The organism is Snodgrassella sp. M0110 (genome assembly GCF_016101465.1).
In the GTDB taxonomy this organism is placed as follows: Bacteria; Pseudomonadota; Gammaproteobacteria; order Burkholderiales; family Neisseriaceae; genus Snodgrassella; species Snodgrassella alvi.
Map to the genome: position 1 here is coordinate 286,178 of NZ_JACFQM010000003.1, position 17,459 is coordinate 303,636.

Consider the following 17,459-nt stretch of genomic DNA (forward strand, 5'->3'; position numbering starts at 1 on the left):
TAAATTTAACTCCAAATTAGTTTAATAATTATTAAAACAGAAAATATCGCTGCGCCAAAGCCACTTTATTTACTGGTTTACAGGTAATATGTTCGCCATTCACCCGCACTTCATAAGTTTCCGGATTTACGCTGATTTCCGGCATAGCATTATTGTGAATCAGGTCTTTTTTACCGATTGCACGACAATTATGCACAGGCAGAGTCTGTTTAGATAAACCGTATTTTTTGCGAATATCATTATCCACCCCTGCCTGAGAGACAAATAACACGGCAGTATCCTGAACAGCACGCCCCAGCGCGCCAAACATCGGCCGGTAAATAACTGGCTGCGGTGTCGGAATGGAGGCATTCGGATCACCCATACGTGCATAACTGATGCTGCCGCCCTTGATAATAATTTCTGGCTTAACTCCAAAAAATGCCGGTTTCCACAAAACCAAATCGGCAATTTTACCTGCTTCAATTGAGCCAACATAATCACTGATGCCTTGAGCAATAGCCGGATTAATGGTGTATTTCGCCAGATATCGCTTAATACGGAAATTGTCATTCGCACCTGTTTCTTCGGTCAGACGTCCGCGCTGCTGTTTCATTTTATCGGCAGTTTGCCATGTTCGCAGAATGACTTCTGCCACTCTGCCCATAGCCTGCGAATCTGAACTCATAATCGAAAATACACCCATATCATGCAAAATATCTTCGGCAGCAATGGTTTCAGGACGAATTCGTGAATCAGCAAACGCCACATCTTCTGCTACACTTTTATCCAGATGATGGCACACCATCAGCATATCCAGATGTTCGTCTATGGTATTAACTGTAAACGGACGGGTAGGATTGGTGGAAGCCGGTAATACATTCGGATACATCGCAGCCTTAATAATATCCGGAGCATGCCCGCCACCTGCACCTTCAGTATGAAAGGTATGGATTACACGGCCATTAATTGCCCGCATGGTATCTTCAAGAAAACCGCCTTCATTCAGCGTATCAGTATGAATTGCCACCTGTACGTCCATCTCATCGGCCACCCGTAATGATGCATCGATGACGGCGGCTGTAGCACCCCAGTCTTCATGGATTTTTAACCCAAGTGCTCCGGCATTTATCTGTTCACGCAGCGGCTCCAGAGTCCCACAGTTACCTTTGCCGAAAAAACCAAGGTTAACCGGCGCTTGTTCAGCAGCCTGTAACATTTTCTGAATATGCCATGCGCCCGGTGTGACTGTGGTGGCATTGGTACCATCGGCCGGACCAGTACCACCGCCAATCATGGTAGTAATACCCGATTCGATGGCATGAGTAATCTGTTGCGGAGAAATAAAGTGAATATGGGTATCAATCCCGCCTGCGGTCGCAATCAGGTTGGCACCATTATGCACTTCGGTAGCAGCACCAATAATCATTCTGGGGTGCACTCCGTCCATTGTATCCGGATTCCCTGACTGACCTACAGCAACAATTTTGCCGTCACGAATACCAATATCAGCTTTTACAATGCCCCAATAGTCCAGTATCAGTACATTAGTGATAACCATATCAAGCACATTTTCATTACTGCGCGTTGCTGTAGCCGACTGTGCCATTCCGTCCCGGATGGATTTACCACCACCGAATTTTCCTTCGTCACCATATGTAAGCAAATCACGCTCTACTTCTGCAAATAATTCGGTATCACCCAAACGTACTTTATCGCCTACTGTTGGTCCGTAGGTAGCAACATATTGCCGGCGGGAAATTTTCAGGCTCATAGCTGGTTTCTCTGTCTAAATAATTTGTATCGATTTTTCGGTAAGTTATTTTTGCTATTAATCAGAATATATACATCAATCTGTTATTGCTCAGACGGATAAATTATTCACTGTTTACGCTGCCATTTATGGCATTATGAAAACCAAATATTTTTTTGTGCCCGCCAAATTCCGTCAGTTCTACCGTTTTCGATTCTCCGGGTTCAAACCGGACTGCGTTACCGGAAGGAACATTCAGATGCATGCCGCGTGTCTGTTCCCGATCAAAATCAAGTGCCGGATTGGTTTCATAAAAATGATAGTGGGAACCCACTTGTATCGGACGGTCACCACGATTGATGACCACAATGGTCATTGTACGGCGGTTCTGATTGGCCATGATGTCATCTGCGGCCAGAATATATTCTCCCGGAATCATGCTGTTTCTCCTGAATTTGTTTTGAGCAGATATTATTTGCTGTTTAATAATAATTCGCCTGCAGCTAATCTCAGAATAACTGACGTTTATTTCAGCGGATAGGCTGATGTACGGTAACCAGCTTTGTCCCGTCCGGAAAAGTAGCTTCAATCTGGACTTCATCTACCATATCAGCAACACCTTCCATAACATCAGCAGTGGTGAGCAGTGTTGCTCCGTACTGCATGAGTTCGGCCACACTCATACCGTCCCGCGCAGCTTCCTGCAGCTGGCTGCTGATATAAGCTATCGCTTCCGGATAGTTCAGTTTTACTCCCCGCGCCCGGCGTCTGGCCGCAAGTTCTCCTGCCAGAAACAGCATCAGTTTTTCCTGTTCACGACTGGTTAAGTGCATAGTTTCTCTCTGTAAATTATTGGATTGATGAATTAATTTTAATATGACTTTATTATATATCTTAGATAGATTTATCTATCTTTGTAATATTGATAAATTTTATAAATGATCAGACTTAGAAAAATAATTAAAGATATTCTGCCTAAGATAAACCCGGTTTTATAGGCGGTACTATTTTTATCCACATTTGCAAAAGCATTTGTTACAGGAATAGTAAATATGGCACTCGACCATAGAAAATGTTTTATATATTTCATAATCGGATTAAATTTGAATAAAAAAATTAGCTTTCAAAATCCTTATTTAAACTCAAATTTATTAAACAAATGTTATAAAAACATAATAAACTTAAACAAAACAGTTTGTACAGTTAAATCGAAAATCCTTATATAAAAATGCCTGCTCTGATTACTTATACCGTAACAGAAGCAGGCATTTTAAAATATTTAATTTTTAAGTCTTTTAACTTGCTTTACACTGATTAAATCACCCCCTGAGCTTTAATCCGCGGCTGACTATCCAGCTTATTCAAAGCAGACAAATAAGCTTTGGCACTGGCGACGAGAATATCAGTATCAGCTCCCTGGCCATTAACTATATAGCCTTCGCGTGATAAACGTACGGTTACTTCACCTTGACTTTCAGGGCCAGCAGTAATCGCATTTACCGAATAAAGCTGTAAATCGGCAGAACTGTTAACTTTAGACTCAATGGCTTTGAATACCGCATCTATCGGTCCTGAACCATGACCGCTGGCCCGTTTTTCGTTTCCGTCCAGATTAAAAACAATTTCTGCCACCGGCTCTTCTCCGGTTTCACTGTGAATACTCAGAGATACATATTTGTAACGATCCGGTGCGCGGCTAACCAGCTCATCTGAAACCAGCGCATGCAGGTCTTCATCGAAAATTTCACGTTTTTTATCTGCAAGCTCTTTAAAGCGGGCAAAGGCTGCATTCAGTGCTTCTTCACTATCCAGCTCGATACCCAGCTCCTGTAATTTAGTCCGGAAAGCATTACGACCGGAAAGTTTACCCAGTGTAAGCCGGTTTGTACTCCAGCCAACTGATTCAGCAGACATAATTTCATAAGTTTCGCGGCATTTCAGCACTCCATCTTGATGAATACCGGACTCATGGGCGAAAGCATTTGCACCTACAATGGCTTTATTTGGCTGGACAGGATAACCGGTAACTGTAGAAACCATTTTTGAGGTAGGAACAATTTGTGTGGTATCAATATTGGTTTCCAGACCAAAAATGTCGTGACGGGTCTTCAGTGCCATTACTACTTCTTCCAGACTGGCATTACCTGCCCGTTCACCCAGACCATTAATAGTACACTCTACCTGTCGTGCACCACCACTTACTGCGGCCAGTGAGTTTCCTACGGCCAGCCCGAGATCATTATGACAGTGTGCCGACCAGATAACCTTATCACTGCCGGGTGTTTTCTGAATCAATTCACGGAAAAATGCTTCAGTCTGAAAAGGAATGGCATAACCGACTGTATCCGGAATATTGATGGTAGTAGCACCTGCTTCAATAACTGCCTGACAAATCTCGGCAAGAAAATTGATATCACTGCGCAATGCATCTTCGCAGGAAAATTCCACATCATCAGTATATTCACGTGCAATTTTTACTGCTTTAACTGCGGTTTCTTTAACCTGTTGCGGTTTCATGCGCAGTTTATGTTCCATATGCAACGGGCTGGTAGCAATAAAAGTATGAATGCGTTTGCGCTTTGCCGGTGCAATGGCTTCGCCGGCCTTACGTACATCTCGTTCATTAGCCCGTGACAGTGAACATACCGTGGCATTCTGAATAATTTCGGCAATACTGTGAATAGCATCGAAATCACCCGGACTGGCAGCAGCAAATCCTGCCTCAATGACATCTACACCTAACTTCTCCAACTGGCGTGCGATGCGGATTTTTTCTTCTTTGGTCATGGCTGCACCCGGCGACTGTTCTCCATCGCGCAGAGTGGTGTCAAATATAATGACTCGATTATTGGTACTGGTCATTCTTGGTCTCTCCAAGGTAGTGTTATTGTGTTGCATAAATGCATTGATATCCAGCGGCTTATTTTGTTTCTCAGCCATTAGAATAATTTTTTGTAACTGATTTAATGGTAATGAACCACGCTTACGCCATTTATAAATAGCAGCTGTAGAAGCAGCATTATCCGGATAATGTTGTTTGAGTGCTTCTGCCAAAGCATTGACGCCACCAAAATAGGCAATTAAGCGGTCTATATTCAATTGCATAACTGACCTTTTGTCCAATTTACTCATTTTATTGTGCTACAATATATTCCGTTAAGCTAATATACGTAAAATTAGACATTAAAGCAAGTTAAATTTATATTTTTCTTAATAGAATAATTTTATTTAGACATTTTGGATAAAAAAGAGATAATTATTTTTGAGCTTATACTTTTGATAAAAACCGCCGGTTTATCTTTCGATAAACGGCGGTTATCTGGTAACCGGATATGATTATGATTTGCCAGATATGCTTTTATGACAATACTAAAATCTCTTAATCTGCGGATACTTAATATTCTATAGTACTACCAAACAGTGGCTTAATCTTTATTACTTACTGTCACTGTACCATATACCATGAATATTTTCGTTGAGTCTGCCGAACCGGTATAACAGCCTTCACCGTCGCTGAGATAACACGCAAGTGCGGCAAATTCCCAGGCATCATCCATAGAAATCTCAAGTTTGCGAGTGGTGAGTTTTTCCAGATTATATTCTGTACCAAAATCTCGTACTTTTTGTGCAGCTACACGGAGCGATTCACTGACTGACGGGTGATCCCACCCCCATAACCAGGTATTGTCTTCAGTATTGTATGTACCAACTATTTGTACTGGGGCAGTTACCATCAGTTTTTTTTCATCATTGACAAAAGTAATCGTACCGGTATTAAGGTCTGAACTCCATTCGGCAGTATCAAGACCCCAAGTATCTACCGCTATCTGTGTGCGTAATTGTATTTCGTTATTTGCGCGTGCAATGGTAAGCTCTGGCTCGGAAAGTTCTGTTGTATGCTGATCAGTATTTTTTTCTTTTCCGCCAAAAAGTTTTTTTAAGAAATTACCCATGTTCTATCCCCTGTTTATAACACTGGTTAAGAAAAAATTATTTAATATATTGATTAATACAAATAATTGAACTAGATCATAATAATTATTAATCTCTAAACCATTTTATATAATTAAATAAATATAACATATATTTATTCACAATATTATTATATTTATTTATCATTTATCTTCAAGTACTTACCACTCTATCAGTATGCAAATCAGATTAAATTTCAGCATAAGCATCAATGATTTAATTTTTAAATTGATTATTTCCTAAAAACATTGATGCTCTGGCTGAAAAATGAATTTGATTTGTAAACAATTTAATCCATTGCTGGTTTTATTCGAGCCAGACTGCACTGAGCATACGTCCGGTTTTCCCGTCACGACGATAAGAAAAATAACGCTCCCGCTGCAATACAGTACATTCCGTTCCACCATATACCTGATGCACACCGGCATCTGCAAGAGCCAGCCGTGCCAGAGCATAAATATCAGCCAGATAGTGCTCATTACCAATATCCGTAAATGCAGTCTGCGCCTTTGGCTGTTTCAGACAAAACACCTCCCATACCTCAGCACCGACTTCAAAAGCCTCCGGCCCGATTGCAGGACCAAGGTAAGCTAATATTTCTAGAGGGTTAACCTGCATAGCCTCTACCGTATTCTGCAATACTCCGTTTGCCAGGCCGCGCCAGCCCGCATGTGCAGCGGCAACTACAGTTCCAGCACGGTCACACAATAATACTGGCAAACAATCGGCTGTCATAATCGCACAGGCTGCCGATTCACCGCGGTGACAAAAGCTTGCATCAGCATTGGCCGGTGTACCTGACTGCAATGCAGTTAACGCAGACACAGCATTAATAACATCTGCGCTGTGCACCTGATTCAGATAAGCCAGAGGTTTTGCTACCTGTTGTTGTACTAATGCACGATTATGCTGCACGGCATCTGCGTTATCACCGACATGTGCTCCGACATTCAATGAATTGAACGGTGGCTGGCTCACACCGCCCTGACGCGTTGTAAACAGGGTATGCACACTGGCTGGTGCCGGCCATTGTGCATTAAAAAAGACATTTTTATTCTGATTCAGACCGAGTGCCTGATTCATGTCCCATTGATTCATTCCTCTGTCCTATTCGCGTACATAAATAACATCCACATCATAATCATCGTCGTCCCAGTCATCATCTTCTGCTGCTTCCGCACTCAGTCGCTGCTGCCATTGGTCTTCGGTTTTAATGGAAGAGTCCCTGCCTGCCTGTAAACGCAGTACAGACAGTAAATGATAAATATCAGCCGGTAACGGAGCTTCAAATTGCATATTCTCCTGAGTTTGCGGATGAATAAAACTCAGCCGATAGGCATGCAGTGCCTGGCGTGCCAGCATTTTAATAGCGTCTCTGACTTCTGTTGTGGCGTGATGGCGCGGATTACCATAAACAGCATCTCCGGCAAGCGGATGTCCGGCAGCTTTCATATGCACGCGAATCTGATGAGTACGTCCGGTTTCCAGCTGACATTCGATATAGCTGAAATCAGCATAACATTCGAGTACTTTTACATGCGTAATGGCCTCTTTGCCGCCAAAAGGGACAACAGCCATACGGGTACGATTATGCGGATCACGTCCGATCAGTGTTTCAATTTTACCGTCAAACGGCACTACCCCGTCAGCAACTGCACGATAAGTACGTTTGACTGTCCGTGCCTGTAACTGACGAACCAGATGAGTTTGTGCGACTATGGTTTTGGCGACAACCATTAATCCGCTGGTATCTTTATCCAGACGGTGCACGATACCGGCTCGTGGTACCTGTGTCAGTGCCGGGCAATACGCGAGCAAACCATTGAGTAATGTGCCCTGCCAGTTTCCTGCTGCCGGATGTACAACCAGTCCAGCCGTTTTATTCAGTACCAGCACACTATCATCTTCATATATAATATCCAGTGACATAGCCTGTGGTATGAAAGCCAGCTGGCTTTCATCCTGCTGGATGGCTGCCTGTATGGCTTCGCCGCCTATCAGTTTATACTTGGGCGGGACTACGCTGCCATTGACTGTGACATGGCCGTCTTTTATCCACGCAGTCAGCCGGCTGCGGGAAAATTCCGGTGCCAGTTTTGCCAGTGCGGCATCCAGACGCAGGCCGGCCAGCTCATTAGGTACTGTCCAATTTTTATAACTTTGTGTACTATCATCTGCCGTAAAGGGCAAATCATCGTTATAATCGTCATCATTCTCTAACAAAGAAGTGTCTTTCATGAAAAATTTGTTTTTGGCGGTGGGCTTAGGCCTGTTACTGAGTGCCTGTGCCAGCAAAAGTACTGTAGATAAAGATTCCCAGATTACCCAGGACTGGTCAGTTCAGCGTCTGTACAATGAAGCACATGATGAGCTGATGCACCGTAATTATACTCATGCAGAGAAATTATACGAAATTCTGCAGGCGCGTTTCCCATATGGTTCTTATGCTGAACAGGCACAGCTGGATACGGCTTATGCTTATTATAAGGATGATGAGAACGACAAAGCACTGGTTGCAATTGAGCAGTTCCAGCGTCTGTACCCGCAACATCCCAATATGGATTATGCACTATATTTAAAAGCACTGATTCAGCTCAATGAAGATAAATCCTTTGTCAGCAAACTGGCAAAACAGGACTGGTCTGACCGTGATCCTAAAGCGAACCGTGAAGCTTATGCCACTTTTGCTCAGCTCGTACAATATTTTCCACAGAGCAAATATGCTGCCGACGCCCGTGATAAAATGCAGAAACTGCTGGATGCTCTGAGCGGGAACGAACTAGCGGTTGCACGTTACTATATGAAGCGCGGTGCATGGCTTGCCGCTGCCGGACGGGCACAGACTGTAATTTCTCAATACCAGAATACGCCAAATGTAGAAGAAGCTCTGGCAATAATGATTTCTGCATATACCAATCTGGGAGAACAGAAGCTTAGCGACGATACCAAACGTGTACTGGCGCAAAATTTTCCGAATAGCCCGTATTTACAAAAACCATGGCAGGATCATAATGCCATTCCATGGTGGCGTTACTGGAAATAACCGCCACATTAATATGACAATCTGTCTCAGACAAGCTACACTTCTTAATCAGGCCAATTCTTTGTATTGGTCTGATTTTTTCATATTTATACAATGAATTTGTTTGGAAAATATCATGAAATTAACTAGACCTGCTAAGAGATAAAAGAGTTGTAATGGCTGTTTATTAGTTAAAAATTATTTTATTGTTAATGATAGTCTATTGCCTATTTTTATGTAAATGAATGCAGCAAGATATGTTGCCTGTTTGGGGAGGGCTTAGCAGGTTTGCAGAATTATTTTAGTAAGATGTGTCAAAAACCTGATAACTTTCTGATTTAATTCAATCAGCAGGCAAGGAAAAAGTAGGAATATAGATCAAAGTAATAATGAGACGAAAAGGAATTCATAATCAAGTTTATGTGGCAGGCAATGGTATTAGTGAAGAAAATGCAAGACATTCAAATAAAATTACGGAATAATTAGAGATGGATAGAATTCAAATCAATGATTGAAAAGAAGAGATGATGCTGCTAAATCTTCCAAAGCGAATGATGATAATGAAGAAGATTTTACTATTTATATTAATTTTTATGAGTAACAATGTTTTTAGTTATGTTAGTCCAATAGAGAGGATGTTCATTGATATGGATAATACTATAAAACATAATTCAACTATAATAGATAAATTATCTAAAATTCTTTTAAAAAAAAATATTGATATTTTTCAGAAGGAATGGGAAGGTGAGGTGAATAAAAAATGCGAGTGGGTAAGTAATAATATTGATGTTTACCGCTTTGGTCAGGAGGATAAATTTAGTTATCCATTATGTTTACGTAGAGAACAAAATTCTTTTATTAATGAATTAATTTTATTGATATATCATAATAAGATACCAGTAAATATTAAATTACAAAAATACATCACTAAAATTCCAGAGCAAAAACAATATAATATTTATTTCAATCTATTAACAGAGAAATATGCTTCAAAATTTTGCAACACATTTTATACTTCAACAGATATTAATGATTGTATAAATCGTTTCCTTTTAACTCAATATCAGCCCGAAGAATATGGATTTAAGCTTACAGTGGATAAGAGTTATCTATATGATTCTCCAAATTTAAAAAATAAAACAAAAATATATTTAATTAGAGAGGATAAGGTAGAATTATTAAATTATAAAAATGATTTTTATGAAATTGAATATACAACAGAAAAAAATAGGAAAATTAAAAAATGGCTTCATTGTTCTGCTATTGATGCTTGTATCCTAAATTACTAAGACTAATAATTATTCTGTTTTATAAAATCTTTATCTATGATGCAGGGCTTTACACATCAAGTAATCTGTATTCATTTCATACAGCAAATACTCATTCAACAAGCAACAGATAAAATTGATGTCGATTTTTCAAATAGGAGTCAGCAATTTATTGAAGGATTTTTGTAAACTTATTTTGATGATTTTACTGAATTATTTATACCGATTTTATTTTTCATATTACTTTATTGACTACCTGCATAAACTATTTCTCCATGCTTTCCTTTTAAATAATTTATGTTCGGAATTTCTGCAGGTATCGTTTCTGAAATTGAAAAGTATGTTCTGATTATTATTATCCTGATTTCATATCAGAAAAATTTTTTATATTTTTGGTAAATATTCGCGTACTAACCATTGAATCTGCATCTGTGCATCCGGTAATGATTTTTGTAATTTTGCCACAGCCGCTTCTGTCAGTAACTGTCCGCACATGAATATATCAATAGCAGCATAGTGATGCTCAGGCCATGTATGTATACTGATATGTGATTCCGCCAATAACAATACACCCGTAACACCACCGCTGCCGCCGAAAGTATGAAAATGACTGGTAAGGATATGTGCCTGTGCTGCCTGCGCAGCCTGACGCAATAATTCTTCGATGGCAACAGCATCCTGCAACCAGTAACCATTTATTTGATAAACATCCAGTAAGCAGTGCTGTCCTATGCTACGATTAAGCTGTTTTATTTGTGCCATCGCCCGCTGCTACTATAATAATGCCCGCCCGAAGAGTTTGTATCTGTTTCATGTATGCCATAATTTGTCCATGTGAGTGCAATTAATATCATTGCAGCATAATAGATATTGTATTTCTTGGTTTTATTTAATTGACGATTTTCTGGTTTGGGCAGATTTATCAGACAACCAAAAGCTAACAAAAACATTCCTAGTGCATCAAATCCATAGTCATAATTAGCCGGTCCGCCGATCAATATTATAAAAATTACCGGTAAATTTAAAACAACAAATAAAGCTAACCAGAAATTAGGGTTATAAATATCAAACAGAGAATTTATAAAGGTTTGCCGGGACCATTTTCTGATATTGTCGGCATTAAAATCTTTTGCTTTAATGCCTTGATGTTCACGCACAATTTCAACAGCTTTATCCCGCTCAAGGGGTTTTGCTTTAATACTGATATTTTTATCATTTTGAAACCATGTAGCCACCAGAGATGCAGGGATAGTGCTGACCACAGACCATGATTGTTCGTTGTCTGTGAGCGTTGTAGATAGTTTATGCGCCTTGCAACCATAATCGATATAGTACATTCTATCGCCTGGAGCAACCTGCCAGTAAAATGCACCGGCAGCATACATTACATGGGCAGCATAATCATATAAAAACGGAATATCTTTTCTTTTCAAATCAACAGGTTGTAATGGTCCGTTTAAAATAGGCCAATCGTCCAGTGTTGAAGCCATTGCCCATTGATTATTTTCCAGCTCCAGCAGCCATAAAAAGCCTTTTTGGGGTGAGTAAAGCAGATATTCAGTCCAGCCAAGACTGTCTTCTTCCTCTGTCTCTTCACGCATAACCTGCACATACAAAGGTACATCCGGAAAAGCTATCTGTACTGGTAATTCCACAAGTATCATTGCACCCAGTACCCACCAGTCTTCATTGTTGATACGTGCTTTACTGCCAATTTTAATGGTTAACTGACGCTCATACCATTCACGATTTTCACTGATGTTTTTCTGTAATGCCGCGTCTTCACTCATATCCATCTGACTGCGGCAATACTGGCATAGTACGTAATCGGTTACCCCGCTTACCCAGAGAATTTCACCTCCGCAACTCGGGCATTTACCTCTTTTAGTACTGCCTTTTACATAACCGGCCTGGCTGCGTATCTGCTCTTTTCTGCGAGTGTTTTGCAGTTTCAGTGATTTCAGGGTTACTCCCCGACCTGCGAATACTTCAGGCTGTTGCTGACCGGATGAATAATCCAGCGTAATAAATGACAAACCATTACGGCAATCAGCTACCAGTGCTGTTTCAGAATTTGGCAGCGATACAGGTAACTCACCCTCAGCCACATACTGACCGCGGCTGGTTTTGTGAATATCAGCTACAGCATACCGACGTGACTGATACTTAAAAAATGTTTTGCCGATTTCCAGACTACTGAATTCGGGTAATTTTTCCTGACAGGCAGATGCCGGCTGCAAACGGGTAAAAGCAAACCGGTCATTAGTTTCAGACAGCCATGCACTGCTGCCATCGGCTAACAGTGCATGCCACTCATTCCATAAACCTGCTTCATAATGTACTTGTATACGCCCGATCAGAATAAATGACTTACCCTGCCACTCCCCGGTAGTACCGATTTGCAGCGGAGATAAATCATTCAGTACTGCAGAATGGCGCCCTGACTGAAGCAGTTTATTCTGATTAACTAATAAAACAGAATGACAATAGCCGCAAACCGCAGTGACAGCGGTCGCTGAACGGATTCCGATTTCAGCCCCGCAGCTGGGACAGCTTGTGTGCAGCAGATAAGAGGACGAACTATTCATACTGCGAATTAACCGGTGATTTTTTTGATAATCTCAGCTTTGGCAGTATCATAATCATTCTGACTAATCAGATTTTGCTCCAGCAATGTTTTCAGTTGCGCGAGCCGCGCAGTTAAATCTGAAGATCCGTTTTCAGTACTAACGGCCGGTGCAGTCTGTGCAGCCACCGTTCCGGTCAGACCTGAAGTCATCACAGTGGCTATATTCATACCCGCAGCCAGTCCGGCACCAATTCCGGCAATACCGCCTTCATTTTCCGCAGCCAGCGGAATGGCCTGTGCAGTCTGATACTGGGTATAACGTGTTATATCACCGACAATACCCATGCCGATACGCTCATCCAGACGCTTTTGCAGATTTTCCGGCAGAGTAATGCTTTCCACAGTAAACTTTTCCAGCTCCAGTCCGAGCTCTGCAAAAGCCGGTTTCAGTAATGTTATCATTTGCTGTGACAGCATTAGCTGGTTAGCAGCCATATCCAGAAAAGGAATAGAAGAATTGCCAAAAGCAGTGGCCATCTGGGTAATGACTAGATTACGCAGCTGCTCTTCCAGTGTTTCAGTTCGGTATTCTTCACAGACACCGCTTACTTCACGAAAGAAAACTGCCGGCTGGGCAATGCGAAAAGAGTACATACCAAACGAGCGTACAGCGATGGCACCAAAATCACTGTCGCGAATAGTAACCGGCTGTGCAGTCCCCCAGCGTCTGGATAATTGCTGACGCAGATTGAAAAAATACACATCCGATTTAAATGGAGACTGAAATAATTTACCCCAGTTTTTCAGACTAGTGAGTAAAGGCAGATTCTGGGTATTAAGGGTAAATGTGCCTGTACCAAACTGATCTGCAATCTGACCTTCATCCACAAAAAGAGCAGACTGTGCTTCACGCACCACCAGAGCAGCACCATTCTGAATTTCCTGATCCTGTAAGGGAAACCGCCACATTAACACTTCGGGGTCTGGATTTTCCCACTGGATAACGTCAATAAATTGTTTCTTAATGAAGCCACCCAGACCATTACTGCCAAAAATTGAATTCATTACCATTGTTCGTATCCAGTTTAAATAAAGTTAATAATTAACTTAATGCTGCAGCATTGAGAATACCGATAGCCACAGACAGACCAAAAAGCAGAATTCCGACTGCAATATTATTATTTTCCAATTCCTGATTAGCTTTAGGTATCAGCAGTGTAGCAATCAAATACACCAGAATCTGAATAATCATAGCTGCTATGCCCCAGATAATAAAACTGACCAGATTAACTGATTGCAGCATACTGGAAGTCAGAGTGATGCAAAAACCAATCATTGAACCGCTCAGAGAAACAGCACAGGCGATATTCCCCTGTTTAATTAATTTCAGCTCAGCTACAGGAGTAATACGCATATATAATAAAACAAACGCGATTAGCATGGATAGTGCCACCGCAAAGTATTTTAAATATTGGAGATATTGCAATAGAGGAATTGTCATTATTTATTATCCCGATTATTTCTGATGTTAAACATACCGTATAATAATTATTTTGTATAGTATTGAATTTACTTTAATATGCAAAAATTTAACATATGAATATAATTATTGCCTTATCAGTATATACAGTTTAGTCAGACAGGATGCCTCACAGCTGCCTGTGCCTGAAGCAGACAAAATGAATAAAAGGATAAACGGTGAATCCTGCTTTAATTGTATCGGTATTTGTGGTAGCCAGCTGCGGTCTGGCATATGAACTGATTATTGCTGCTCTGGCCAGTTATCTGCTTGGTGATTCGATACTTCAGTTTTCTTCAATTATCGGCGTGTACATGTTTGCGATGGGTATCGGTGCACATATGACACGCTATATTAAGGACAAAGATGCATTAAACCGTTTTATTGATATCGAAATTCTGGTGGGTATCGTTGGCGGTATTTCTGCGCTGCTGCTGTTTGTTCTGTTTGGCTTCTCTGAGACACCTTTTCGTTCGATACTGTACGGAATGGTACTGACCATTGGTATTGTTACCGGAATGGAACTGCCGCTGGTCATGCGGGTACTCAATTTACGGGAAGTTGAATTTAAAGAAGTCGTTAGCCGGGTGCTGACTTTTGATTATCTGGGTGCACTGGCTGTTTCTCTGCTCTTTCCTTTGATTCTGGCACCCAAACTCGGTATGGCCAGAAGCGCTCTGCTGTTCGGTATTCTGAATACGGTTGTTGCATTATTAACTGCACGGTTGTTTAAAAAAAACTTACGCCGCTACCGCAGCCTGTATCTGCGCGGTAATGTGGTTCTGCTTATTCTGATTCTTCTTTTCTGCTATGCCAATAAAATTACCGATAAGGCAGAACAGCATTATTTCGGCGATCCGGTCGTATACAGCACAGCCTCTCCTTATCAGCGTCTGGTCATTACAAAATGGCATAATGATACCCGTTTATTTATTAACGGCAATTTACAATTTTCTTCAATGGATGAAGCCCGTTATCACGAAGCACTGGTCTTGCCGGTAATGGAACAGAATCCTCAAACTGCCAGCGTTCTAATACTGGGCGGCGGTGACGGACTGGCCGCACGTGAAGTACTGAAATACCCTCAGGTTAAGCAGGTTACTCTGGTCGATCTGGATGCCAGCATGACTAAAGTATTCCGTAACTCTACTCATTTGCGCCAGCTTAACCAGAATTCATTGAATAATCCGAAAATGCATATTATCAATGCGGATGCGGCACAATGGCTGGAACACAATCAGCAGAAATTCGATGCAATCATTATCGATTTTCCCGACCCGTCTAATTTTTCTCTGGGCAAGCTGTATTCAGTTCCAATGTACCGGATGGTTGCACAGCATTTAAATCCGCAGGGCAATATCGTAGTGCAGTCCACTTCACCTTATTTTGCCCCGAATGCGTTCTGGTGTATTGTAAACACGCTGGAAACGGCCGGCTTAAAGACTCTGCCTTATCATGTTTATGTTCCGTCATTCGGTGAATGGGGTTATGTAATGGCAAATCAGAGCGGTGAATTTCTGATTCCTGATCATTATCAGGTACCAACACGCTATCTGGATGCCGATAGTACAAGAGAAATGTTTATTTTTCCGAAAGATATGCAACGCCGCTCTGTTGAGCCTAATCATCTGAATACACAAAAGCTGGTAGAGTATTTTGAAGCTGACTGGCGCGCTGTCATGCGCTAAAGGAATAGCAGAAATGAAAATCAGTCGCCGCCGTTTTCTCAACCATGTGCTCGGTGCCAGTATGGTAGGTCTAACCGGCTATGAGGCATGGCGCTATTTCAGACCAGGGCAACCGCCAGTCAGTATAGATTTTCCCGGTAAGGCAACCGGCCATGCTATTCGTGATGCCCGTATAAATGTCCCGGCAGAGATACCCAGATTCAGTGTGAATACTGCGATTGTCGGCAGCGGGGCGGCAGCTCTGGCTGCGGCGTGGCAATTATCCAGACAAGGCATGCAGGATTATATTTTACTTGACGGGGCTGAACGCAATGGCAATAACCGCGGCGAACAGCAGTTTGGCGTAAACTATCCGACCGGAGCCCATTATCTGCCCCTGCCTTCGCCTGAATCAGAACATATTCACGAACTACTTAGTGATTTACAGCTCTATCAGCATGGTGTCTATGATGAGCGGGCTTTACTTCAAGTACCCAATGAGCGTCTGTTTTATCAGCAGCAATGGCAGAACGATTTACTGCCGCATACAGATGCCGACAGTAAACGCTTTTTTCAGTTTGTACACAGGCTCAGTAGTCAGCGTGGTACGGATGGTAAGCGTTTATTCACTATTCCGCTTGATTTAGCCAGCATGGATAGCCAATGGCGCCGTCTGGAAAAAATAACATTTGCTGACTGGCTTGAGCAGCAAAACTATCGTTCGCCGACATTTTTATGGTATCTGGACTATTGCTGCCGTGATGATTACGGACAAAGTATCAGACAAATCAGTGCCTGGGCAGGTTTGCACTATTTTTGCGCGCGCGGTAATCAGCAAAATGAGCATGGCACAATAATGACATGGCCTGATGGTTTGAATGAACTGTCACAACGGATACGCACATTCTGCCGCCTGCATCCGGCAACCGGTCTGGCGAATATTAGTTTGCCGCGCACTCAGCCATATAGCATCAATGCCTTTGCTGTTTCAATTGAAGAGCATGATCAGGGTGTTCGCCTGCTTATCTGTACAGAGCGGCAACAATATTACTGGCTCGAGGCTCAGCATGCTGTATGTGCCATGCCACTTTATATTGCAGCCCATGTGGTTAAAGATATTCAGCAGTACGGATTCAAACCGGATATCCATATGCCGCAATATGCACCATGGATAGTGGCAAACTTTCTGCTGCGTGGTTTTCCGGCAGAACGCAAGGGCAGCAAACTTGCCTGGGATAATATCCTCTATCAGGGGAAAGGACTGGGTTATGTGGTGGCAACCCACCAGCAAATCCGGCAGGGTCCACCGGCCTATACCTCATTTACCGCCTATACTGCGCTGAATCATGATACCCCTGCTAATGTGCGCCGCTGGATGCTGTCTGCCTCAACCGATGAAATTTATCAATGTGCGGCCGCAGAACTCGAGCAAATCTATGGAGTTAAACTACGCCGGCGTATGTTGCAGGCGCGTTTAAGTTTACGTGGCCATGCCATGGCTGTACCGCAACCGGGCTATCTGTCCAATCAGGGTTTACAGTCACTGCGTACTTATACCGGTCGCTTACAGTTTGCACACAGTGATTTATCCGGTTATTCGATTTTTGAAGAAGCCTGCTACTGGGGTAAACGTGCGGCAGTTCAGATACTGGCACAACACTAATATGCGGTATCAGAACAAACAAACAGCCTGCTGCCAGAAATATGGCA

General features: G+C 42.0%; 15 protein-coding genes. 4 read left to right on the forward strand and 11 right to left on the reverse strand.

All coding sequences use genetic code 11. From position 1 onward, the window contains the following. Positions 1-31: 31 nt before the first annotated feature. The 7 genes from ureC to rluD form a co-directional block, all read right to left on the reverse strand. Complete coding sequence (gene ureC / locus H3T84_RS06265) at positions 32-1,753, reverse strand: urease subunit alpha (RefSeq protein ID WP_198218562.1); 1,722 nt, start codon at positions 1,751-1,753, stop codon at positions 32-34. A 103-nt stretch (positions 1,754-1,856) separates the two neighbouring features. After that, positions 1,857-2,171: an urease subunit beta gene (locus tag H3T84_RS06270; protein ID WP_198218563.1), complete on the reverse strand. Its 315-nt coding sequence runs from the start codon at positions 2,169-2,171 to the stop codon at positions 1,857-1,859. Positions 2,172-2,262: 91 nt separating this feature from the next. Further along, entirely contained in the window at positions 2,263-2,565 is a 303-nt protein-coding gene (ureA, locus tag H3T84_RS06275) for an urease subunit gamma (RefSeq protein WP_037392615.1), read from the reverse strand. A 481-nt stretch (positions 2,566-3,046) separates the two neighbouring features. Further along, positions 3,047-4,837, reverse strand: coding sequence for a 2-isopropylmalate synthase (locus tag H3T84_RS06280; protein WP_025330072.1), 1,791 nt, complete (start codon positions 4,835-4,837; stop codon positions 3,047-3,049). A gap of 320 nt (positions 4,838-5,157) precedes the next feature. After that, positions 5,158-5,685: a DUF6882 domain-containing protein gene (locus tag H3T84_RS06285; protein WP_198218564.1), complete on the reverse strand. Its 528-nt coding sequence runs from the start codon at positions 5,683-5,685 to the stop codon at positions 5,158-5,160. A gap of 325 nt (positions 5,686-6,010) precedes the next feature. Beyond that, complete coding sequence (pgeF, locus tag H3T84_RS06290) at positions 6,011-6,802, reverse strand: peptidoglycan editing factor PgeF (protein ID WP_174832942.1); 792 nt, start codon at positions 6,800-6,802, stop codon at positions 6,011-6,013. A 9-nt stretch (positions 6,803-6,811) separates the two neighbouring features. Then, complete coding sequence (rluD, locus tag H3T84_RS06295) at positions 6,812-7,942, reverse strand: 23S rRNA pseudouridine(1911/1915/1917) synthase RluD (protein ID WP_198218565.1); 1,131 nt, start codon at positions 7,940-7,942, stop codon at positions 6,812-6,814. Here rluD and H3T84_RS06300 point away from each other — a divergent pair. Beyond that, a complete protein-coding gene (locus tag H3T84_RS06300; RefSeq protein WP_174832940.1) occupies positions 7,941-8,747 on the forward strand; it encodes an outer membrane protein assembly factor BamD in 807 nt (268 codons plus the stop codon). The genes rluD and H3T84_RS06300 overlap by 2 nt on opposite strands. 626 nt (positions 8,748-9,373) lie before the next feature. After that, a complete protein-coding gene (locus H3T84_RS06305) occupies positions 9,374-10,015 on the forward strand; it encodes a hypothetical protein (protein ID WP_174832939.1) in 642 nt (213 codons plus the stop codon). 363 nt (positions 10,016-10,378) lie between these two features. Here the strand turns inward: H3T84_RS06305 and speD are convergent, their stop codons facing one another. Genes speD through H3T84_RS06325 form a run of 4 tightly spaced genes read right to left on the reverse strand, consistent with a single transcriptional unit; the run spans position 10,379 to position 14,064 of the window. Beyond that, complete coding sequence (gene speD / locus H3T84_RS06310; protein ID WP_198218566.1) at positions 10,379-10,756, reverse strand: adenosylmethionine decarboxylase; 378 nt, start codon at positions 10,754-10,756, stop codon at positions 10,379-10,381. Continuing rightward, on the reverse strand, positions 10,744-12,582 hold the full coding sequence (locus H3T84_RS06315) for a DUF4178 domain-containing protein (protein ID WP_198218567.1): 1,839 nt from the start codon (positions 12,580-12,582) through the stop codon (positions 10,744-10,746). The genes speD and H3T84_RS06315 overlap by 13 nt, the downstream gene beginning before the upstream one ends. An 8-nt stretch (positions 12,583-12,590) precedes the next feature. Continuing rightward, the gene (locus H3T84_RS06320) at positions 12,591-13,634 is read right to left on the reverse strand and encodes an SPFH domain-containing protein (RefSeq protein WP_370524041.1); all 1,044 of its coding nucleotides are present in this window, start codon (positions 13,632-13,634) and stop codon (positions 12,591-12,593) included. Positions 13,635-13,665: 31 nt separating this feature from the next. Then, on the reverse strand, positions 13,666-14,064 hold the full coding sequence (locus H3T84_RS06325) for a DUF350 domain-containing protein (protein WP_037473157.1): 399 nt from the start codon (positions 14,062-14,064) through the stop codon (positions 13,666-13,668). A 197-nt stretch (positions 14,065-14,261) separates the two neighbouring features. Here H3T84_RS06325 and H3T84_RS06330 point away from each other — a divergent pair, with 197 nt between their 5' ends. Together H3T84_RS06330 and H3T84_RS06335 are read left to right on the forward strand one after the other, a co-directional pair. Next, entirely contained in the window at positions 14,262-15,770 is a 1,509-nt protein-coding gene (locus tag H3T84_RS06330) for a polyamine aminopropyltransferase (protein ID WP_198218568.1), read from the forward strand. 13 nt (positions 15,771-15,783) lie between these two features. Then, entirely contained in the window at positions 15,784-17,412 is a 1,629-nt protein-coding gene (locus H3T84_RS06335) for an FAD-dependent oxidoreductase (RefSeq protein ID WP_198218569.1), read from the forward strand. The last annotated feature ends 47 nt before the right edge of the window (positions 17,413-17,459 follow it).